At 45.0% G+C, this 22,970-nt stretch carries 13 protein-coding genes; 2 read left to right on the top strand and 11 right to left on the bottom strand.

What is annotated here, in order from left to right:
• The first annotated feature begins 88 nt into the window (after nt 1–88).
• A complete protein-coding gene (locus tag ABNE31_RS13345; protein ID WP_349351493.1) occupies nt 89–3,472 on the top strand; it encodes a ThuA domain-containing protein in 3,384 nt (1,127 codons plus the stop codon).
• 87 nt (nt 3,473–3,559) lie between these two features.
• Here the strand turns inward: ABNE31_RS13345 and ABNE31_RS13340 are convergent, their stop codons facing one another.
• From ABNE31_RS13340 to ABNE31_RS13325, 4 genes are read right to left on the bottom strand one after another with little or no spacing between them, the layout of a single operon-like run.
• On the bottom strand, nt 3,560–5,170 hold the full coding sequence (locus tag ABNE31_RS13340) for a M1 family metallopeptidase (protein ID WP_349351492.1): 1,611 nt from the start codon (nt 5,168–5,170) through the stop codon (nt 3,560–3,562).
• Nucleotides 5,171–5,214: 44 nt separating this feature from the next.
• A complete protein-coding gene (locus tag ABNE31_RS13335) occupies nt 5,215–6,546 on the bottom strand; it encodes a M28 family metallopeptidase (protein WP_349351491.1) in 1,332 nt (443 codons plus the stop codon).
• Between the two features lie 36 nt (nt 6,547–6,582).
• Entirely contained in the window at nt 6,583–8,106 is a 1,524-nt protein-coding gene (locus ABNE31_RS13330) for a nuclear transport factor 2 family protein (protein ID WP_349351490.1), read from the bottom strand.
• Nucleotides 8,103–10,313 (bottom strand): bifunctional alpha,alpha-trehalose-phosphate synthase (UDP-forming)/trehalose-phosphatase, encoded by a 2,211-nt coding sequence (locus tag ABNE31_RS13325; RefSeq protein WP_349351489.1) that lies wholly within the window; start codon nt 10,311–10,313, stop codon nt 8,103–8,105. The genes ABNE31_RS13330 and ABNE31_RS13325 overlap by 4 nt, the downstream gene beginning before the upstream one ends.
• A 103-nt stretch (nt 10,314–10,416) precedes the next feature.
• Here ABNE31_RS13325 and ABNE31_RS13320 point away from each other — a divergent pair, with 103 nt between their 5' ends.
• On the top strand, nt 10,417–12,216 hold the full coding sequence (locus ABNE31_RS13320; RefSeq protein ID WP_349351488.1) for a glycoside hydrolase family 15 protein: 1,800 nt from the start codon (nt 10,417–10,419) through the stop codon (nt 12,214–12,216).
• A gap of 208 nt (nt 12,217–12,424) precedes the next feature.
• Here the strand turns inward: ABNE31_RS13320 and ABNE31_RS13315 are convergent, their stop codons facing one another.
• From ABNE31_RS13315 to ABNE31_RS13285, 7 genes are all read right to left on the bottom strand, one after another.
• Nucleotides 12,425–15,457 (bottom strand): hypothetical protein, encoded by a 3,033-nt coding sequence (locus ABNE31_RS13315; protein WP_349351487.1) that lies wholly within the window; start codon nt 15,455–15,457, stop codon nt 12,425–12,427.
• A 54-nt stretch (nt 15,458–15,511) separates the two neighbouring features.
• Entirely contained in the window at nt 15,512–16,282 is a 771-nt protein-coding gene (locus ABNE31_RS13310; RefSeq protein ID WP_179384032.1) for an outer membrane lipoprotein-sorting protein, read from the bottom strand.
• A gap of 303 nt (nt 16,283–16,585) precedes the next feature.
• Entirely contained in the window at nt 16,586–18,391 is a 1,806-nt protein-coding gene (locus ABNE31_RS13305) for an acyl-CoA dehydrogenase family protein (protein WP_293290606.1), read from the bottom strand.
• Nucleotides 18,392–18,432: 41 nt separating this feature from the next.
• On the bottom strand, nt 18,433–18,786 hold the full coding sequence (locus ABNE31_RS13300) for a four helix bundle protein (protein WP_179384030.1): 354 nt from the start codon (nt 18,784–18,786) through the stop codon (nt 18,433–18,435).
• 38 nt (nt 18,787–18,824) lie between these two features.
• Nucleotides 18,825–20,015 (bottom strand): acetyl-CoA C-acyltransferase, encoded by a 1,191-nt coding sequence (locus ABNE31_RS13295; RefSeq protein WP_179384029.1) that lies wholly within the window; start codon nt 20,013–20,015, stop codon nt 18,825–18,827.
• A 78-nt stretch (nt 20,016–20,093) separates the two neighbouring features.
• The gene (locus tag ABNE31_RS13290) at nt 20,094–22,499 is read right to left on the bottom strand and encodes a 3-hydroxyacyl-CoA dehydrogenase NAD-binding domain-containing protein (protein ID WP_349351486.1); all 2,406 of its coding nucleotides are present in this window, start codon (nt 22,497–22,499) and stop codon (nt 20,094–20,096) included.
• 15 nt (nt 22,500–22,514) lie between these two features.
• Entirely contained in the window at nt 22,515–22,964 is a 450-nt protein-coding gene (locus tag ABNE31_RS13285) for a MarR family transcriptional regulator (protein WP_293282168.1), read from the bottom strand.
• Between the last annotated feature and the right edge of the window lie 6 nt (nt 22,965–22,970).

Here is a 22,970-nt window from a genome sequence, read left to right as displayed (position 1 = left end):
AGCAAAATTGTATTTATATTGCCATTTTATCGGCATTTTGCTGATAAACAAACTAAACTTTAAGATTTTACAACAATTAGTTATGCACATGAAAAATTACATCTTAGGGGCACTTTGTCTCCTTTTTGTATTGGTTGGCTGTGAAAACAAACGTCAGGGTCCGCCAAAACTATTGGTTTTTTCAAAAACGATGGGCTTTAAGCATGCCTCCATTCCTGCTGGAATCGCCGCTTTGGAAAAACTGGGACAGGAAAACAACTTTGTGATTGATACGACCACCAATGGGGATATGTTTACCGACGAAAACTTGGCACAATATTCGGCCATCGTGTTTTTGAGCACCACGGGTAACGTACTTGATGCCGCTCAGGAGGCTTCTTTTGAAAGATATATTCAATCAGGTGGAGGTTTTGTAGGAATCCATGCTGCTACAGACACCGAATACGATTGGGGATGGTACAATAAACTGGTCGGGGCACAGTTCCTGAGCCACCCAGCTGGAACCCCCGAAACCGACTTCATCATTAAGGACAAAAGTCATCCGGCCACATCCTTTTTTACGGATTCCATTTGGCATAGAACCGATGAACTTTACAATTTTAAAAACTTCAATGAAGATGTAAATGTGCTTGTTACCGTTGATGAATCGACTTACGAGGGTGGCGAGAATGGCGATTATCATCCCATGGCCTGGTACCACGAATTTGATGGCGGACGGGCCTTTTACACGGCTGCCGGGCATACCGATGAAAGTTATACCGAGGAATTGTTCCTGAAGCATGTGCTGGGAGGAATCAATTATGTGATCGGGAAGAATTTGGAACTGGATTACGCCAAGGCCAAATCGCAGGTGCCACCGGAGGCCAACCGTTTCAGTAAAGTGACACTTTCCACAGGGCAATTTTATGAGCCTACGGAAATGACGGTGTTTTCAAATAACGATGTGTTGGTGGCCCAGCGTAGGGGAGAGATTATGCTTTACTCAGCGGAAACACAGGAGGTGACCCAGGTTGCCTTTTTGGATGTATACCACAAAACTCTGGAGACACCAGGGGTCAATGCAGAAGAAGGGATTATGGGACTACAAAAGGACCCAAACTACGCAGAAAATAACTGGATTTATGTATACTATGCACCTTCTGGCGATAAATGGGTGAACCGCTTATCACGATTTAAGTACAAGGACGGTAATTTTGACATGGATTCCGAGCAAGTCATCCTTGAAGTGGACAGTCAACGTGAGATTTGCTGTCACACCGGGGGGTCCATTGCCTTTGGTCCTGAAGGATTGTTGTATTTGTCAACAGGAGATAACTCGACCCCTTTTGATGATAAGGGTGCCAAATATGTGAATAGCGGTTATGCGCCGTTGAACGACATACCCGGCAAGGAAAATTTTGATGCAAGAAGATCATCTGCCAATACCAACGACCTTCGGGGTAAAATTCTTCGAATCAAGGTAAACGAGGATGGTAGTTATGACATCCCTGAAGGAAACCTATTTCCTGTGGGCACTGAAAAAACCAGACCTGAAATTTATACCATGGGTCACAGAAACCCTTACAGGATTTCCGTGGATATGAAACGAGGCTATGTATATTGGGGCGATGTTGGACCAGATGCACGGGTAGATAGCTTGGAAACAAGGGGTCCAAGGGGGTATGATGAAATGAACCAGGCTCGCGAGGCGGGTAATTATGGCTGGCCCATGTTTATTGGTGATAATTTTGCCTATAGCAAATACAATTACGAAACGGGGGAGACCGAAAGAAAGTTTGACCCCGAGAAACCTATCAACGATTCCAAAAACAACACGGGTCTGAGGGAATTGCCACCGGCCAAACCGGCTTACGTGTACTATCATTATGGTGAAATCCAAGATTTTCCGCAGGTAGGTTCCGGTAGCCGTAACGCTATGGCGGGACCAACCTATTGGTCCGATATGTATCCCAACGGGGGAGGCTTGCCCGCTTATTACGATGGAAAAGTGATCATTTACGATTGGATGCGCGGTTGGATGATGGCCGTTCACCTTTTCGAAGATGGTACCTTCAACAAAATGGAACCGTTTGCGAAAGATATTGAGCTCCACAATCTCATCGATATGGAAATGAGTCCAGACGGACGCGTTTACTTGTTGGAATATGGAAGTGGTTGGTTCTCTGCCAATCCGGATAGTGGCTTGAGCTATATTGAATACAATGGCGGTAACCGTGCTCCGGTAATCGATAGTTTTATCGTAGACAAGGATGCTGGTTCTCTACCCCTCACAGTTACCGCTACGGTAGATGCTTATGATCGAGAGGGAGACAGTATGACCTATGTTTGGGATTTGGGCGATGGCACTACGCAGGAAACCAATGAACCCACGGTGACCTATGCCTACAAGCAAGCTGGGTCCTATAAAATGAATGTAACCGTTAAGGATGTGGCGGGAGAGGCCGTATCCAGTTTGGATAAGACCATTATTGCAGGGAATGAGCGCCCTGTGGTCAATATTGATTTACAGCAGGCCAATTCTTCTTTCTACATTCCTGGTCAACCCATTAACTATAAAGTTACCGTGACCGATGCCGATAGTGAGGTTGATGAGGACAATGTGTACGTCTCTGTGGAATATCGTTCAGGAATGGATGAGGTAAACATGAACTTGGGACACCAACAGGTATCTGGGGCGGTAATGGGTAAAGCATTGACCCAAAGTTTGGATTGTAAATCGTGCCACAAGGAAAAAGAAGCATCCATAGGGCCAAGTTATTATGACGTTTCAGAAAAATATAAGGGAAATCGTCGTATTACCAACTATTTGATGGCCAAAATCATTGCTGGTGGTTCTGGTGTTTGGGGCGAAGTGGTGATGCCCGCTCACCCCAATGTAACACAATTGGAAGCTAGACAGATAGCCCAGTATATCCAGTCTTTGGCAGGCGGTGACAACAAACAACCTTCGTTGCCAATGGCAGGTAAGATTACCCCAGAAGCCAAAGAAAATGGAGAGGTATTCTTGTTGACGGCCAGTTATACCGATGAAGGGACAGGTGACGCATTGCCGCTCACAGGTTCAGAAACTATAGTATTGGCCAGTAATAGTGTGTCCTTCCCCGAAGGAACGCCAACAGAAGGCATGCAGGCCATGAGCTTTGGCGGTATGCAATTGCAGTTGTTAAATGCCGCCGAAGGATGGTTGAAAATGGAGAATACCGATTTGTCGGGAGTTTCCAGAGTAATGGCCATGGTAGGATGGCAAGAGCCACCAAGCATACCCTATACCATGGAATTGAGGGCGGGAGCCCCAGATGGCAAGGTATTGGGCACGGGAAGCTTGAATCCTTCAGGACTTGGAGGGCAGGGGACCGCAGTGGTCATCCCGATTGAAAAGACGGATGGCGTGCAACCCGAACTGTACCTGACCTATAAAGCTGGAGGTGAATCCTTCAGTCCATTCGCCATTACACAGCTACAGTTTAATTAAAGCGTAAATAACCAACCAACCATAAAAAGGGGCCAGCAGTTTTTGCTGGCCCTTTTTTCGTTTTATGGATGTTGTTCGGATTTTGACTTACAGTTGTTCCGTTTCGATGTAAAAATTCCTGTCGATTTTGAGTTGAGTTCCGTTGATGGATTCCGTTTTCCATTGCGCTGATGGAAACAACCATTTTTCCATATCTCCTTCCCAAACCCTAATGGGCATATCAAAACCTTCCACAATGTCCACATATCGATACGTAATGGAACCGTTTTCCAATTTGTATTCCAATTTTGGAATCATTGTCGTGCGTAAGTATTGATCAAAGAAGGCAGAGAGGTCCTTGCTGGTCTTTTGGGACAAGTACTGTTCTATCTGCTCCGAAGTAACGGTCTGATGGTAAAAATCCTTGTTGATATTCCTCAAAATCTGTCGCCACTTCTCATCATCCTCCACTAACTGCCGAAGGGTGTGCAGCATGTTGGCCCCTTTATAGTACATATCCCCCGAACCACTTTTGTTCACGCCATAAGGACCGATAATGGGGCGGTCGTTTTGGATATTGGCCCGAGTACCGATGACGTATTCTTCTGTCGCCTTGGTGCCGAAGTGGTAATCCAAATAGAGGTTTTCCGAATAGGCCGTAAAGCCTTCGTGTACCCACATATCGGCAATGTCTTTGTATGTGATATTGTTGGCGAACCATTCGTGCCCCGCTTCGTGGATGATGATAAAATCAAACTGCAAGCCCCATCCAGTTCCTGACAGGTCACGGCCCAAATAACCATTTTCATATTGATTTCCGTAGGTGACCGAGCTTTGGTGTTCCATGCCCAAATAGGGCACTTCCACCAGTTTAAAGCCATCCTCGTAAAACGGGTAGGGGCCAAACCAATGTTCAAAGGCCTGTAGCATCATTGGGGTCTGTACAAACTGTTTCTTGGCTTTCTCCAAGTTTTCGGGCAGCACATAGTAATCCAGTAGCAAGTTGCCCTTTTCACCCTCATAAATCTCTCCAAAATGAACATAATTGCCAATGTTTACGTTGACCCCATAATTGTTGATGGGATTTTTGACCACCCAATGGTAGGTGGTAACATCGTCTTGCTCCTCAACACTTTCCAATTGCCCGTTGGATACATCCATGAGATCTTTGGGAACGGTTACACTAATGCGCATACTGTCCACTTCGTCATACATATGGTCTTTATTGGGCCACCAAACGCTGGCACCAAGACCTTGGCACGAAGTAGCCACAAAAGGGTTACCCTGCGCATCCTGTTTCCACGAAAACCCTCCATCCCATGGAGCGCGAACAGCCTCTCTTGGATGCCCGGAATAGGTAATCTTCAATTCGTTGAAATCGCCGGGAACCTGTTTTTTCTTCAGTTGGATGAAATGCGCGTTGCCTTCCGAAGTAAACTTCAGCTTTTTGCCATCCTGTGAAACCGAATTGATTTTCATGGGTTCCTGTAGGTCAATTTGAAGTGTTTGTGCTTCTTCGAGCACTTTATACCGTACCACATTGTGTCCAGAGATAAACTTCTGGGATGGCTCCACTTTTACGTTGAGGTCGTAGTAGTTCAAGTCCCACCATGCCCTTTCGGGTGTGATGCTGCCGCGAAGTGTATCCTGTTTGGTAAAGTTTTGGGCGGATAAAACACCCAGCCCAAAAAAGAAAACGATAAGCGTTGTATGCTTCATATGGATTAAAATCAACTGGGTTCCTTTGAAAGGAGATTGCTTAGCTACCTAAATATCTTGTTAGGGAATACCACGGGACTTTCATGGCCATCCTTGCCCACAGCGGCAACACCAAAGAAGAAATTATCGATGACAATCCCTTCCAGGGTGTGTTCATTTACATCGCCTACGTACTTGTAATTATCCCAAGTGGGGGAGGTGGTATCCCTCCAATAAATTTTATAACCTACAGCGTTCTCCACCTTGCTCCAACGCAATTTGGCGCTTGGTTCTACAATTCCCCCGATTTCTACAGTTTCTGGAGCCGGTGGCGCCCAAGCAATGGAGGCTAGGTTGATGGCGTTCACAGCCGTTAGTTTTTTGGCATATTCAAAATTCACATGTTCCAAAACATCACCGTAAGCAATACCGTCTTCCACCCGAATATCTTGGTGCTGTTGGGTGTAGTTTTCATGGGCCTCCATAATTCGGATACCAGCATAGCCAAGATCATTAAAAGGTCTGTGGTGTCCCCCTCTACCAAATCTATCTAGACGATAAATCATCATAGGGTTCATTTCGGGCATATAGGTCTTGGTGGTTTTATAGACATATCGAGCCAATTGACGCGAAATCCCATCTACTTCTCCCCCATAAAAGCGTCTTGCCCGACGCTCTTGTTCTGTTTCGGTAGGTGGAACTGGTTCCGAAAAGATTCGGAAATCCCTATTGCTTACTACGCCATCGACTCCTGTAATGTTGCCGATCATATCGTTGTTAAGGATGCCCACAATGTCCCATCCTTTTTCCTTGGCGTATTCGGCAAAGCCTTTACCACCATAGAGTCCTTGTTCCTCGCCAGAGAGCCCCACATAAATGATGCTACTTTCAAATTTATATTTGGACAAAACCCTAGAGGCTTCAATGGTACCGGCCATACCGCTGGCGTTATCGTTGGCTCCGGGGGAATCCGAGGTGTAGTTGGTCGGGTCGCTCACACGGGAATCGATATCACCGCTCATAATGATAAATCGGTTGGGAAACTTGGTTCCTCTCTGAATGGCAACTACGTTAACCACTTCCACATCCTTTACGATTCGGGCATTATCTCCTTTTGGGATAAGATTTTTTTGATAAAACACCTCCAAACAATCATTGCAATCGCCTGAAATCTTTTCAAATTCTGATTTGATCCATCTTCGTGCAGCTCCGATACCGCGGGTTGTTGAAACAGTATCACTCAAAGTATGTCTTGTTCCAAAATTGACCAGCGTAGTCACATCACTTTCAATGCGTTCGGCCGAGACTGCATTGATGATGTCGTAAATTCGGGTATCGGTTTGGGAAAAACCAATAGACCCAATGGTCAACATAAGGAGCGTAAGTGTATTCTTCATTTTCATGAGGTTTAGTTAGTTTTATGGATTATTTCATTATTGAATAAAGGTAACTTTGACAATTTCGCCATTTTCAACTTCATAAATGGCAATCGCCTCGATAATTCTTCCGTTGACAGTTACCGATTCGTGATCGATTACTTTGTTTCCGATAACGATTCTATTCTGAATTTCACAGTGTAAATCGGGTGTGTTGTCAAAGAATGTGCTGTATTGCTGTGTTAATTTGGATTTGCCTTTCGAGTTAAGGGAGTTTGGAAAACTATAGAGTTCAATGCCTTCAGCATAGGTGTCGGCAAAAGCATCGATATCACGGTTGTTGTAGGCTTCCAATTGCTCTTGAACAATGGTTTCCGCATCGGTCAGGGGCCCATCGGGAAAGACAAACGTCATCGAAGCGATACGCCCGTTCTCCACTTTGTAAATGGCCACTTGATGACCTTCCCTGCCATCGACCATCGTCTTTTCCTCATCAATTATTGTGTTTCCGAGAACGATACGATTCACGACTTCCACGCTCGATTGTTTCACGTTTTCGAAGAAGCGTTCATAGTTCTCACGCATGTTGTCCGTGCCTTGGTACATTTTTTCGTTGGGAAAGCGCCGCACTTCCACATTTTCGGTGTAGCAGGACACAAATGCATCCAAGTTTCTGCTGTTAAAGGCCTCTACCTGTTTTTGGATAATTTTCACTGGGGAATCCTCTGCCACAAACGCGAGCCGTTTGCCATTGGGACTTATCGCTATACGACTGATGTTGTTGATTTCCTCCAATCCGAAGGACATTACGGTCTCCCAATCGGCATCATCAGCCTCCACATCCAATGTCAACAGTCTTTTGCCGGCCCCGGTCAGTATTGTTTGTCCGTTCAACCAACAAATATCCTCTTGCTGTCCAAAGGTGTCCGCTATTTTTTTAGTATCACCAGTTGCGGGGTCTAGAGATCGTATTTCCCAATTGGCGTTCTTTTTACTGATAAAGCTGACTAAATCACTACCCGGTATTCGGTGCAAGGATCGCCCCACGTTTTGAAAAACGGTCGTATGGGTGCCTTGTTCTAGGTCGATGACCACCAAATCCATACGGTTTTGTACCAAAACCGTTGTGACCAACACTTCCTTGTCAAACCAAACATGGTAACCGATTTTTAATTCCGAAAGCGGTTCGGAGGTGCTATTTTTGAGGTCATACTCATACAGCCGTTGCAGTCCGTCCACATCCAGCCGAATGGCGGAAATGGCCCTTTTTCCAGGAATACGAAGAGGAGAATATTCGCTGCCCGTTGTGGTATAGGTCAACCATGAAGAGGTACTGCCTTCGCTCACATTGAATTGAAGCACATCCGTTTGACCTTCGCGTGTGGAGGCAAAAAGGACGTGGTCATCATCCCAAAAAGAGGGTTGGTTGTCATAACCCGGATTATTGGAAATGTTTTTCGGATTGCTCAAAACAGGCTTTCCGTTGCTCATATCGAGGTCAAACAGATAGACCTCTGTCTCCATTTGCGACCATCCATGGATGGAACACAGGAAGCAAAAAAGCACTAATGCTCTCATCATGGTCGTGTAAATCGTTTTAAAAGTTCCCTTACCTTTTTGGTGCTCTCCACATGGTACTTGGCCTGGGTTTTCTTCAGTCCCACTTTTACCGTAATGGCAGAATCGGGTAGTTCTTGGAACATGAATTCATCGGTCCAGTCATCCCCAATGGCAAAGACAAAGTCGTAGTCGTCCTCGCTCAACATTCTGGTAGCGGCCCGCCCTTTGTTCACATTGCTGCTTTTGATTTCCATGACCTTGTTCCCGTTCAAAACGCTAATATCGTCATTGCCGATCAAACTTCGCAATACCGTATTGAGTTCCGTTGCCCGCTTGGTGCCAAAATCAGGGTCGGTGTTTCGATAATGCCAGGCCAATGAATAGTTTTTTTCTTCAATAAAGGAGCCCGGTGTCCGGTCCACGAAGGATTCCAACACTGGACGTATTTTTTTCATCCACTCGCCCTTTACCTGTTCCAGCATTTTAAATTCTTCCCCATTTCTGGAAATCCACACCCCATGCTCCACGATCATGTTGTAGTTTTTGGGCAAAAACCAGCGGCCAAAGGTTTGCTTGTCCCTTCCGCTGATCAAAAATACTGTAGTGTTTTCCTGCTGATTCAGGGCGTCCAACAGTTCATACAGTTCATCGTCGGGGGAAGCTTGCTGTGGGTCCTTGTGAAAATCTGCGAGGGTGCCGTCGTAATCCAAGAACAGCAATCGCTTTTTTGATTTGGCGTAGGCCTCTTCTATGGATATCAATATTTCGGATGACATTTTTTCGGAAATGAAAGCTTTTCCCAAGTCGCGATTCTCTTTTAGTGCATTCATAAACTCATTGGCCCACACCTCAACATTGTAACGTTCCAATCGTTTTTGGAGAAAGGTGTTTCGGGCAATCTGCTCGTCCAAGGGCATATTGAAGGCCTGCTTTAGCGTATCTGCCTGTTGTTCAAAATTATTCGGGTTGATGAGGAGGGCTTCGTTCATTTCGTAGGCGGAGCCGGCCATTTCGCTCAAGATCAACACCCCGGATTTATCCGTTCGGGTGGCAATATATTCCTTGGCCACCAAGTTCATTCCATCCCGAAGCGGGGTAAGCCAGGCAATGTCACTAGAGGTGTACAGATCGATCAAACTTTCAAAAGGAAGGGAACGGTAAAAATACCAAATAGGTGTCCAGTTCACGGTGGAGAGTTCACCGTTGATGCGACCTACCAGTTCATCCACCTCTCTTTTCAACAATTGATATTGTGGAACGTTGGAGCGGGACGGTACGGCCAAAATAATCAACCGGACCTTTTCTTTGTACTCCGGATACTTTTGAAGGAAATACTCAAAGGCATTGATACGCTTGGCGATTCCCTTACTGTAATCCAAACGGTCTATGGAGAGGATCAATTTGGTGTCCGGTGCCGATGCTTTGTGGTTATCCAAACGCAACTGTAGATCGCTTCGCTCTTCCATGCTTTTGGAATCGTGAAGAACAGCAGCGTCCCTAAACTTTTTGTAATCGATGCCCATGGGGAAGGAGTCCACTTTGATCACCCTGTTTTCCAGATAAATCTCATTGAAGCTCACATCCAAACCAATAAGTCTGCGAACGGAACTTAAAAAGTGTCTTTCGTAATCGTAGGTATGGAATCCAATGAGGTCGGACCCCAATAAACCTTCCAAAATTTCTTCACGCCAAGGCAAGGTCCGGAAAATCTCAAAGGATGGGAAGGGAATGTGCAAAAAGAAGCCAATGGTGGTGTTGGGGCGTTTTTCACGGACCATCTGCGGGACCAGCATCAATTGGTAATCGTGCACCCAAATGGTGTCGTCTTCGTCCGAATTTTCGATAATGGCGTCGGCGAATTTTTGGTTTACGGCCTTGTAGGTATCCCAAAAGTTGAGTTCAAACTCCGAATACTTCAAAAAATAATGGAACAACGGCCAAATGGTCCGGTTGCTGAATCCATAATAAAACCCGTCTATTTCATCTGAGTTGAGCTTTACCTTGGCGCAACCATGTTCCTTTAGGGCCTCATCAATTTCATCTTCCAGCTCTTCCGGTGTTTCCTCGTCGGTAAGGCCGGACCAACCGATCCAGAGACTTTCCCCTCCGCTGTGTACGGATTTCATTCCCGTGGCCAATCCTCCAACGCTCGGAATTGCGGTAAGGCTTCCATTGCTAATTTGTAATTGAACGGGTAGTCGATTTGAGATTATGATAGTTTTGGCCATGAATCGGTGATTTTTGACGTATTTTAATTTTTTCTTTCTTTAAAAATCGGGAAATTCGAGCGCAAAACCAATTCATTCGAACCCTTTTGAGAATTTTTGAGCTATGGACAACTTGAATTACGGAATTATAGGAAATTGCAGAAGCGCGGCATTGATTTCCAAAGAAGGCTCCATAGACTGGTGCTGTTTGCCGCAGTTTGACTCTACTTCGATATTTGCCAAGCTGTTGGATGAACAAAAAGGCGGCAGTTTTGAGGTGCATCCCAAAGGGGATTATTCCGTGGAACAGGAGTATTACCGCAACACTGCCATTCTCATTACGCGTTTTACCGAGGGTGACAATGTTTTTGAGGTGCACGACTTTATGCCGCGCCACCATAAAATGAACGGAAAATACAAGGCGCAGCCCGAGATTATCCGTTATATCAAGCATGTGTCGGGCTCTCCAAAATTTACGGTCAACTACGACCCCAAGTTGGAATACGGACTGGGAGAGACCAAGCATTATGTGAAGGAGGACTTTATCGCCAGTCTTACCCATAAATTGAAGTACGATACGCTTTTTCTATATACATCTTTTGATAAAGAGGCTGTTTTGGCCGGTGACGAAATCGTGTTGCAGGAGGATGGTTACTTTTTGATATGCTACAACGAAAAAATCATTAAGCCTACCACCGATACCATGGGATTGGAACTGGAACGAACCAAGGTGTATTGGTTGGATTGGGCCGCAAAAACTCCCGATTACCAGAAATTCAAGGATGAAATCATCCGTAGTGCCATTACCCTAAAAATGCTGACTTACGACAAAACAGGAGCGGTTTTGGCAGCAGCCACCACTTCCTTGCCCGAGACCATTGGTGAAGTAAGGAATTGGGACTATCGTTTTTGTTGGATTCGGGATGCTTCCATGGTGATCAAAGTGGTTTCGGAGCTGGGGCACAAGAATTCAGCCAAGCGTTATCTGCAGTTTATCATTGATTTGATGCCCGACAAGGACGAAAAACTTCAGATCATGTATGGCATCAACAAGGAAAAAACCTTAACGGAACGGACACTGGCCCATTTTGATGGGTATAAAGGCTCCAAACCCGTCCGTATTGGAAATGCAGCTTATAAACAGCGTCAAAATGATATTTATGGCATTTTGATGGATGTGATCTACGAACAGTTGCGCAATTTCAGTAACGATATTGAAAATGTGGAGGAGCTTTGGAGCATTACCAAAGGTATTGTTTGGATCGTGGGCAAACACTGGGAGGAGCCAGACAAAGGTATTTGGGAATTCCGAGGTGAGGACAAACACTTCACTTTTTCCAAAGTATTGTGCTGGGTGGCGCTGGACAGGGCCATAAAGGTGGCTCAAATGTTCGGTAAGGCCCGAAAATTGGAACGATGGGTAGCCCTCGAACAGAAAATTAAGAAAGACATTCACGATAACGCCTGGAACAGTGACATCAATGCTTTCGTGCAAAGCTATGGTTCCCGACACTTGGATGCTTCGGTTCTTTTAATGGAGCCCTACGGGTTTATTCATGCCAAGGACCCAAAGTACGTAAACACCGTTAAAGCAATCGAAGAGGGATTGAGCAACGACGGTTTGCTGTACCGATATAAGAACGAGGATGACTTTGGATTACCCTCGTCCTCTTTTACCATTTGTACCTTTTGGTTCATCAACGCCCTGTTCAAAATAGGGGAAGAGGAGAAGGCCTTGGAACACTTTGAACGTTTGTTGGGCTACAGTAATCATTTGGGACTCTTTAGTGAGGATATCGATTTTAAGACCAAACGTTTGTTGGGCAATTTCCCGCAAGCATATTCACACTTGGCATTGATTGAATGTGCAATCAACTTTTCCACCAAACAGAAGGACGAAAAAATATTGGAATCCATCGGGTAGGTTAGAGGAGTATTTGAACCATGCTAAGGGATACCTGAACAATGGATTTTAAAAAAGAGGCCGTCTAAAAGCATAATATTTCAACCTCGTCAGGTTGAGCGCAGTCGAAACCCATTGATTGTCAATGGATTTTAAGTTCTCGACTGCGCTCGAACTGACAGATAATAGCTTTTTTGGACAGCCTCTTTTAAGTTGTTCAAAAGACGACCTATTTACTTTCCAAGAAGTCTTCAAAAGTCATCAAGGATACAGCCTGCTTTTTAAGGTATTTATCTTTCAACTTGGCAAAATCCGTTTTAGCGGTATTGAACCGTTCTGCTATCACTTCCAAATTTTTAAGCTCCGCAGCGGAGGGCTTGTCATAGTTTGAGGCGACCTTGCTATACAGATCGGCCATTCGTTCCCGTAATTGTGGTTCCGCGGTACCCACATAATTATCGCCAGTGGTAATGACCAAGGTTTCTTTGAGACTATTTAATTTCTCTACCGTTTTTTTGTCTCCAGCAGTGTTTGCATTTTCCATGATTTCGTCCAATTCATAGACCAAATAGGCAAGCTCTTGGGTCATATCGTATAATTTCATGGTGGTTGCTTCCTTGAGTTCACGGTCTTTTTCCGTCAAGGGCGAGTTCTTGTCATACACAAGATTAAAGGTATGCTCAAATGTTTCCTTTCCCTTGGTAATTACTGCCTTGTAGGTGCCCGCGGGTACCTTTGGCGCTGTAAACCCACCAAAACTAAAGGTTTTTCCTTTGGCGACTTTAGGTACTTTTCGAGTGTAGTTCCAATTGACCACGTTAATGCCTTTTGATTTACCCGGACCTAATTCGGCAATCTGGTTACCTTCCATGTCTTCAATCACCATGGTCATTTTCCCAAAGGTGTGCCTTTTGTTGAGATAGTATTTGATTTGGACATCGTTGGTCTTATTGTTCCCCACAAATTGGGTTTCCGTACCAAAATTTCCACCAAAGGAACTGGTTTCGCTAATTTCGGTATCAGGGGTATCAAAAAAATGCAATGTTTTTCCCAATACTTCATTATTGATGCTTCGAAGAGGGGATATGTCATCCAAAATAATTATTCCTCTACCGTGTGTGCCCATGACCAAATCGTTGGTCTTTTTATGTAGTTCGATAAAGTGAACGGCCACTGCGGGCATATTGTTGGTGAATTTTTTCCAATTCTTTCCACCATCCATAGTGATGTACAGTCCAAATTCAGTTCCTAGAAACAATAGGTCTGGATTTTCGTAGTCTTCCTGAATGTTTCTGGCGAAACCGACCACATCATCAGAAATTATGCTCGTCCATGTTTTACCAAAGTCTGTGGTTTTAAAGGCATAGGGCGTCATATCGTTCATGGTGTGACCATCGAAAACAGCATAGGCGGTACCTTTGTCGAAAATACTGGCTTCAATATGATAGCACCATGTGTTTTTTGGTAGACCGGGAATGTTGGCCACGGTATTCGTCCATGTTTTGCCACCATCTTGGGTCACTTGAACATTCCCATCATCCGTACCCACCCAAATGACGTTTTCATCCAATGTGGATTCGGCAATGGTAAAAATGGTGGTATGGTTTTCCGCCCCTGAATTATCCATGGAAAGTCCGCCGGAATCTTCTTGATTTTGCTTGGCAGGGTCGTTCGTGGTCAGGTCGGGCGAGATGATTTCCCAAGTATCTCCCATATCTTCCGATTTATGCAGGTATTGGCTGCCCATGTAAAAACGGTCTGGTTGATGTGCGCTGATCGCCATCGGTGCATTCCAATTCCAGCGTAGTTTTTGGTCTTCGCTTACGGGAAGTGGTTGAATGGTCTTGGTCAATTGCCGTTCCGTGTCGATGCGCCACACATTTTCCGCTCCCTGCATCTCTGAATAAATGATGGGTTTCGTGGGATGCTTCAACACACGGAAACCATCCCCGGCACCTATGGAGTTCCAATCACGTGCCTCTACACCATTTGGTGAGGAGGAAGGTCCCCACCAAGAGCCATTATCCTGCAATCCTCCATACACATTGTAAGGTTCGGCATCGTCCACACTAACTTGATAAAACTGGGAAAGTGGAAGGTTTTCCACAATTTCCATGGTTGTACCGCCATCCCAGGTACGATATACACCTCCATCGGTTCCTACGTACATGATATTGGAATCTTTGATATTGAATACCATATCATGAATATCGGAGTGCATATTTCCTAGGTTTTTGAATGTTTTTCCACCATCTCTGGAAATGGAACCACTTAAACCGCCTTTCACAACTACGTCCTCATTTTTTGGGTCGACGACAATCCTAGAGAAATAGAAGGGTCTTACCGTAATTCCAAAATCGTTGTTCAACTGTTCCCAAGAGGCACCAGCATCGTTACTGCGGTACAGGCCTTTGCGCTCGTCCTTTTCTGCTTCGATGACCGTGTAAAGCACGTTGGGGTTTGAAGGTGCCACTGCAATGGCCAATCGGCCCAATTTTCCTGCTGGGAAGCCATTGTGGATTTTGTTCCAGGTCTTTCCTCCATCCGTAGATTTGTAGAGCGCACTTTTGTCGCCACCGGACTCAAAAGACCAGCCTGTTCTCCGGAATTCCCACATAGAAGCGTATAGAATGTCGGGATTTGTAGGGTCCATGGCCAAATCGGCACATCCTGTTTTTGGATCAACGTACAAAAGCTGTTCCCAAGTTGCTCCTCCATCGGAGGACTTGTACACGCCACGTTCTTCACTATCGCCCCAAAGCGCTCCCAAAACCCCAACATAAATTTCTTGGGAGTTGTTTGGGTTTACAATGATATTGGCAATCCGTTCCGATTTTTCAAATCCTATTTTGTTCCAGTTGGCGCCACCATCCGTGCTTTTATAAAGTCCATCGCCAATGGATACACTATTCCTGGTCCATGTTTCCCCAGTCCCTACATAAATGGTATTGTCTGGGTCGTTGGGGTCCAGTGCCACTGCTCCGATCGATTGGCAGTAATCGTCAAAAATGGGATTGAAGGTTGTTCCGCCATCACTGGATTTCCATACCCCACCGCCAGCGGTCCCGGCATACACAATGCGGCTATTGGTCGGGTGGGTTTCCATGTCGTTGATACGCCCGCTCATCAGCGCAGGCCCTATATGTCGTGCGGTCAAATCACCAAAAAGTGCTTTGCCGTCAATTTCCTCCAAGGTTTGGGAGTATCCCGCAGCCATAGATAGGACCGAAAGAACGGTCCAAACAAATTGTAGTTTTTTCATTCCATGTCAGTTTAAAAAAAAGACCCTAAAAAGATAGGGCCTTGGTATCGGATTTTATTTTTTTTCAGTCTCGCCCACTTCATCTGGGAAAGCAAATTCAGTATCTGCAATGGCAGGGTTGAGTTCGATGCTGTCAATGGTGATAGGCTGCGCTTGACCATCCTTTACGCCCTGTGTCATGGAAAACGGAAAGTACATGCCATTTACTTCTTGATAATCGCTCATGGTTACCTCGCTAACCTGTCCTTTAGCTGGTCCTGATTTAATTTCGGACTGCATTGCGATGGGCACAAAATTATCCTTGTCAAAAAAGTAATACGAAACATCATCCTGTTGCGTACCATCAATGGTAATGGGTTCTTTAACCAATTTTATCTTGAAGGTCTCCGTTCCATCGATAGTTTCGGTGCCAAGAAGCTCAACGGTGTACCCTTTTTCTTTGTAGTCAATAAAGGAATCGGGAAAGTCGTTGGTGTTCAGTTTAAAATTGGAGGTTTCCTCAGCATCCGATTTTTCCGCTTTCATGGTCATAAAATTATGGCTCCAGAGCGTTTCTCCATCAAATACTCCTTGTTTGATTTCCTTACCCTGAAAGGTAATTTTCGTCATTTGGCGACCATCTTTTAGATTATAGATTTCCAAAGGAATTTCCATACCGCCTTGGTTCACTTTGGCGGTCATTTTGATGCCCTCTAAATTTTTCCAATTGTCGAGTCCACCCGTGTTCTCAAAATAATTTTCAATGATTTCATCCGCAGTTTGCGCCTGAAGCGGCATGGCCAGGGCAACAGCGATAAGTGTAATGGTTAATTTTAACGCTTTCATTTTTAAGTTTTTATGTTGTAATGATTAGTATTAAAAATAATGAAATTGTTACATCATTTTAGAAAAGATTTGACAGAAAATACAAGAGAGCACAAACATTTTTTCAGTTTGCGTTTCCGGAGACCCAAATACTGTTTTCAACGCACAAAGCACATGTCGAAATAGATATCTGGAATTAAGTTGCTGTTCCCCCTGATGAATTGGAAAATGAAGGGCAATTTATTCAGCGGTGGTCACAAAAAAAACGCCCCGACCGGGGCGTTTTCAAATCTTGGAGGGTTTATTCCCCCATGATTATTGGAATTAGTCAAAGGTATACCCATTGTCAGCGGCCACTTTGTCCGCAATCTGCGTTCTAAGTTTTACCACATTGGGCTGGTTAGCGTACTTCGTGAATCTTTTAAGTCCCATTAACATCATGCGCTGCTCATCGCCTTCGGCAAAGGATACAATGGCTTCCTTGGCCTTTTGTTGGATGGTGTCCACCGCCCTGTACAAATACAGCTTGGACATGGCGATTTGGGTAGCTTGTGCCTCTTCGCCGAAGCGTTTTGCATTTTTCTCGGTTCTAAGGAGGGCTGATTCGGCCATGTAGATTTCAATCAAAATATCTGAAGCGGCCATCAACAACATCTGATGCTTTTCCAAGTCGGGTCCAAATTTTTGAACAGCACTACCGGCGACCATCAGGAATACTTTCTTCAATCGAGCTATCAAGTCCTTTTCTTCGGACAACAATTCTGAAAAATCAGGAGTGTCAAAAGATGGAATTCCCATCAACTCTTCACCCACGGCAGTGGCTGGCCCTAAAAGGTCCACATGGCCCTTCATGGCTTTTTTTACCAACATGCCTACGGAAAGCATACGGTTGATTTCGTTCGTACCTTCATAAATTCTAGAGATTCGAGCGTCTCTCCATGCCGATTCCATTGGAGTATCAGCGCTAAAGCCCATACCTCCAAAAACTTGGATGCCTTCATCCGTAGTATGTTGCACGTGCTCTGAAACGGCTACTTTCAAAATAGAGCATTCAATGGCGTATTCCTCTACACCTTTCAATTCCGCCTCTTGATGGGAGTTACCGCTGGCTTCGCGAATGGCGATTCTATCTTCGATATTTTTGGCGGCACGGTAGCATGCAGCTTCATCCACATAAGCGTTGGTGGCCATATCGGCAATTTTTGCCTTTATGGCTCCAAAATTGATGATCGGTGTTTTGAACTGAACACGCTCATTGGCATATTTCGTAGCCTCGTTGATCACACGACGTTGGGCTTCCAAACAAGCGGCAGCCAATTTGATACGACCTACATTTAAGGCGTTCATGGCGATTTTGAATCCATTGCCTCTCTCGGAAAGCATATTTTCCACCGGTACTTTGGTCTCGTTGAAGAACACTTGTCGGGTAGAGGAGGAGTGGATACCTAATTTCTTTTCCTCATCACCCAAGCTGATGCCATTGCTTGGATCGTTTTCAACAATAAAGCCCGTGATGTTTTTGTCATCTTCAATACGCGCAAATACAATGAACAGATTGCAGAAGCCTGCGTTGGAAATCCACATTTTTTGTCCTGTAATGCTGTAATACTTCCCATCTTCTGAAAGAACAGCTTTGGTTTTACCGGAGTTGGCATCCGAACCTGCTCCTGGTTCTGTTAAGCAATAGGCGCCAAACCACTCACCGCTGGCCAATTTGGGAACGTATTTTTGTTTTTGCTCCTCTGTTCCATATAGGGTTATTGGCATAGTCCCGATTCCGGTGTGCGCTCCAAATGCTGTGCTGAATGACCCTGTGGCCCCAGAAATATAGTCACACACCAACATGGTGGACACAAAGCCCATTCCCATACCACCATAGGATTCTGGTACGGCTACGCTCAGCAGACCTAGCTCACCTGCTTTTCGCATGCATTCTTCGGTGTAGGCGTAGTCTTTTTTCTCAAAACGCTCCCAGTGTGCCCATAGCTCTCTGTCTACGAACTCCTTGGTGCTTTCGCGCATCATCTTTTGCTCTTCATTGAGGTCTTCAAGGGTAAAAACGTCCTCACATTTGGTCTCTTTGACCAAAAATTGACCGCCTCTCAGTATGTCTTTTTCTGCTGTTTCCATTTTTGTTAATGATTAAAGAAGATAGAAAATAGAGGAAAGACCTATTCCAACCCGTTTTGAAAACCCATGGTCATCTTTTGCCATTCTTCAATTTTATCTTCAAGTGTTTTTAAAATTTCAGTATTAATATATTTTCTATGTTTTGCAACCAAAAGCTGTGTTCCTAATTCAAAGGAGGATCCCAAAGCAATATCTATGAAATACTTAAAAGATTTGTCCGTTCTCGCAGATCCTTCAGCTATATTGCTCGGCATGGACACGGAGCATCTACTTATCTGGGAACTTAGGTCATATCTTTCGTGTTTAGGGAAATGAATGAGCAAATCAGAAATGTCATTTGCAATTTCCAATCCAAGCGACCAGATTTTCAAGTTTTTATAGTTATGCCTTTTCATTTGGAACATCTCTTTTCTGTAGTCTTTTTTCTTTAACCTTAAGAAAGAAACTCAAATATTCCCGCCGCTCCTTGGCCAGTACCCACGCACATGGTTACCATACCATACTTTCCTTTCATGTCGCGTTTTCGCATCTCATCAAAAAGTTGAACGGATAATTTGGCTCCAGTACAACCAAGGGGATGACCTAGTGCTATGGCTCCACCGTTAACGTTTACGATGTCTTGGTTGAGTCCCAATTCACGAATTACCGCCAAGGATTGTGAAGCGAAGGCTTCGTTCAATTCGATAAGGTCTATTTGGTCTTGTTTCAATCCAGCCTGTTTTAGGGCCTTTGGAATAGCTTTTACGGGGCCAATTCCCATAATCCTTGGTTCCACACCTGCAGCGGCATAATTCACTAAACGTGCAACGGGTTCTAGATTCAGCTCTTTTACCATTTCTTCGCTCATCACCATTACAAAGGCAGCACCATCACTCATTTGGGATGAATTACCTGCCGTAACGCTTCCACCTTCGGCAAACACGGGTCTCAATTTGTTCAAGGTCGGTATGTTAGTGCCTTTCCTTGGACCTTCATCTTTGTTGACCGTGTAGGTCTTTGTCTCTTTCTTTCCTGCCTCGTTCACAAAGGTGTGTTCAACCTCAATGGGCACGATTTGGTCCTGAAAACGATTTTCCTCCTGTGCTTTCAGCGCTTTCATATGGGAGTTGAAGGCGAATTCGTCTTGGTCTTCACGGGAAACTTTGAATTGCTGGGCCACAGCTTCGGCTGTAAGTCCCATGCCCCAGTAGTAGTCCTCGTGGCCTGCCTTAGCAGTAGCATAATCCGGGGTAGGTTTGTAACCTCCCATGGGTATGTAGCTCATGCTTTCTGCACCACCTGCAATGATGCAATCCGCCATTCCTGATTGGATTTTCGCCGTAGCAATGCCAATGGTCTCCAACCCTGATGCGCAATAGCGATTCACGGTCACCCCGGGGACATCTTCGATATTCAACCCCATCAGTGAGATGAGCCGTCCCATGTTCAAACCTTGTTCGGCTTCGGGCATGGCATTTCCAACGATAACGTCATCAATACGCTTTTTGTCGAGCTGGGGCAACTCGTTCATCATGTACTCGATGGTCTCCGCGGCCAGTTCGTCAGGTCGCTTAAACCGGAACAGTCCCTTTGGCGCTTTGCCCACGGCTGTTCTATATCCTTTTACTATATATGCTGTTTTCATTCTTTCTTTTTGATTTTTAGATTCAAGAACCAAGAGTCAGGATTTTGGGTCTTGGCTCTTTTGTCTTGATTCTTGTGTCTAATTTCTCAAGGGTTTCCCCGTTTTCAACATGTGCTGGATGCGTTCCAATGTTTTTCTTTCGGTACAAAGGGACAAAAAGGCTTCCCGTTCCAAATCCAAAAGATATTGTTCGCTTACCATTGTCGCTTCGGAGAGGTCGCCGCCAGCCATGACGTAGGCCAATTTATCGGCAATCTTTTTGTCGTGTTCCGAAATGTAGTGTCCCGCTTCCATAGAGTCGGTACCTACCAAGAACATACCTAAAGCTTGTTTTCCAAGCACTTTGACATCCTTGCGCTTCACGGGTTTGGTATAACCTGCATCTGCCATGATTTTTGCATAGGCTTTTGCTGTTGCTATCTGACGGTCTTTATTGACCACAACTACGTCTTTTCCTTTTTGAAGGATACCCAAATCGAAGGCTTCGTAGGCTGAGGTAGATACTTTGGCCATACCGATGGTCAAGAAATACTCCTGAAGCACATTGAGCTCCACATCATTTTTTCGGAAGGTATCCGATGCACGGAGCGCCATTTCTTTGGAACCGCCACCGCCTGGAATCACGCCCACACCAAATTCCACTAATCCAATATAGGTTTCGGCCGCGGCCACTACCTTATCAGCATGAAGCGAAAGTTCGCAGCCTCCTCCCAAGCACATACCGTGTGGAGCAGCTACGGTTGGAATGGAACTGTAGCGCATGCGCATCATCGTATCTTGGAACATTTTGATAGCCATGTTGAGCTCATCGTATTCCTGTTCCACAGCCATCATAAAAATCATTCCGATGTTGGCGCCAACAGAGAAATTGGCCGCTTGGTTTCCGATAACCAAACCTGCAAAATCCTTTTCGGCAAGGTCTACGGCTTTGTTCAAACCGGCGAGTACGTCGCCGCCAATGGTGTTCATTTTGGACTGGAATTCACAGTTTAGGATGCCATCACCCAAATCCTCGATAACCACACCGCTATTTTTAAAGACCTCCTTGGTTTTTCGGATGTTGTCCAAAATAATAAAGGCATCCTGACCTGGAACTTTCTCCATAGTCTTCTTAGGAATATCGTAGAAATAGGTGTCACCTTCTTTAACGGTGTAGAAGGAATCCATTCCCGCTGCTTTCATCTCCGCCACCCAAGGGGCTGCTTCCAGACCTTCTGCCTTGATAAATTCCAAACCTTTGTCGAGTCCCACAGCATCCCAAATTTGGAATGGCCCGTGTTCCCAACCAAAGCCGGCTTTCATGGCGTCATCTATTTTGTATAATTCGTCCGTAATTTCTGGAATACGGTGGGTCACGTAAGCAAATAAAGCGCCAAAGCTCTTACGATAGAATTCTCCGGCCTTGTCCTTACCATCTACCAATACGGGAAAACGGTCTATGACCTTATCAATGGTCTTGGTGAGTTCCAAGGTTGCAAATTTTGCACTCTTTTTGGAACGGTAATCCATGGTATCCAAATCCAAGGTCAGGATTTCACTCTTGCCATTGTCTCCTTTTACCTTTTTGTAGAATCCTTGTCCGGATTTACTGCCCAACCATTGGTTATCCATCATGGTTTGGATAAAATCGGGCAGCTGGAACAGTTCATGACGTTCATCGTCCTTGCAGTTTTCACTGATACCATTTGCTACGTGCACAAGAGTGTCGAGTCCAACTACATCAACCGTACGGAAGGTGGCGGATTTGGGTCGACCAATAACTGGACCTGTCAGCTTATCCACTTCCTCCACCGTCATGCCCATTTCCTTAACGGCATGGAACAGACTTTGTATACTGAATATTCCGATTCGGTTACCGATAAAAGCTGGGGTGTCCTTGGCGATCACTGAGGTTTTGCCCAAGAATTGTTCCCCATACCCATTTAAGAACTCCAATACATCGGCCGATGTTTTTGGTCCAGGTATGATTTCGAAAAGTTTAAGGTAACGCGCGGGATTGAAAAAGTGGGTGCCGCAGAAGTGTTTTTGGAAATCCTCGCTTCTTCCTTCGCTCATGAATCGAATCGGGATTCCCGAAGTGTTGGAGGTAATAAGCGTTCCCGGTGTACGATGCTTATCTAAGGTTTCGAATACCTGTTTTTTAATGTCCAACCGTTCCACGACCACCTCGATGATCCAATCTACATCCGCTACTTTGGAAATATCGTCTTCCAAATTCCCGGTAGAGATACGATCTGCAAATTTTTTATGGTAAATAGGGGAGGGTTTGGATTTGAGGGCGGAAGCCAAGGAATCATTTACCAATCGATTACGGACCACCTTATCTTCCAAGGTAAGTCCTTTGGCCTTTTCTTGGTCGTTGAGTTCACGGGGAACAATGTCCAAGAGCAATACCTCGACCCCGATGTTCGCAAAATGGCACGCTATGCCACTTCCCATAATTCCGGAACCGATTACGGCAACTTTGTTTATATGCCTTTTCATGTGCGCGTTTGAAATTTAATTATTAGTTGTTTTTAGATAGATTTTCTTGTCTGAAATGAGTTTGTTGATGGTTTCTATAACTTTAAAGAAACCCGATAGGTCCTCTTGCGAGGTATGTTCTTTGACAACCTTGTTAAAACGCAGTACCACTTCTTTGGACTCTTCCCTTTTTTCAAGCCCCAGCGGGGTCAAGTAAATTAGGACTCCACGTCCATCATTCGGGTTACGTTTTCGTTGTATGTATCCTTTCTCTTCAATATTTTTCAATATCCTGGACAAACTGGTCGCTTCCATCCCCATTTTTGGTCCCAAGGTGGTACTGGGAGTCCCACCTTTAGGATCAATGCTCAACAGCGTAAAGCCTATGGCCATGGTGAGCCCATAGTTTTTGGCCTCTTCGTTGTACATTTTACTGACAGCTTGCCAAGTAGCCCTAAGGGCGTGATCAATGGTCAAATCTTTCATGGAACT

The organism is Flagellimonas sp. MMG031 (genome assembly GCF_040112705.1).
Lineage (GTDB): Bacteria > Bacteroidota > Bacteroidia > Flavobacteriales > Flavobacteriaceae > Flagellimonas.
Note: the sequence above shows the minus strand (reverse complement) of the source record. Positions and strands in the feature narration are given on the sequence as shown.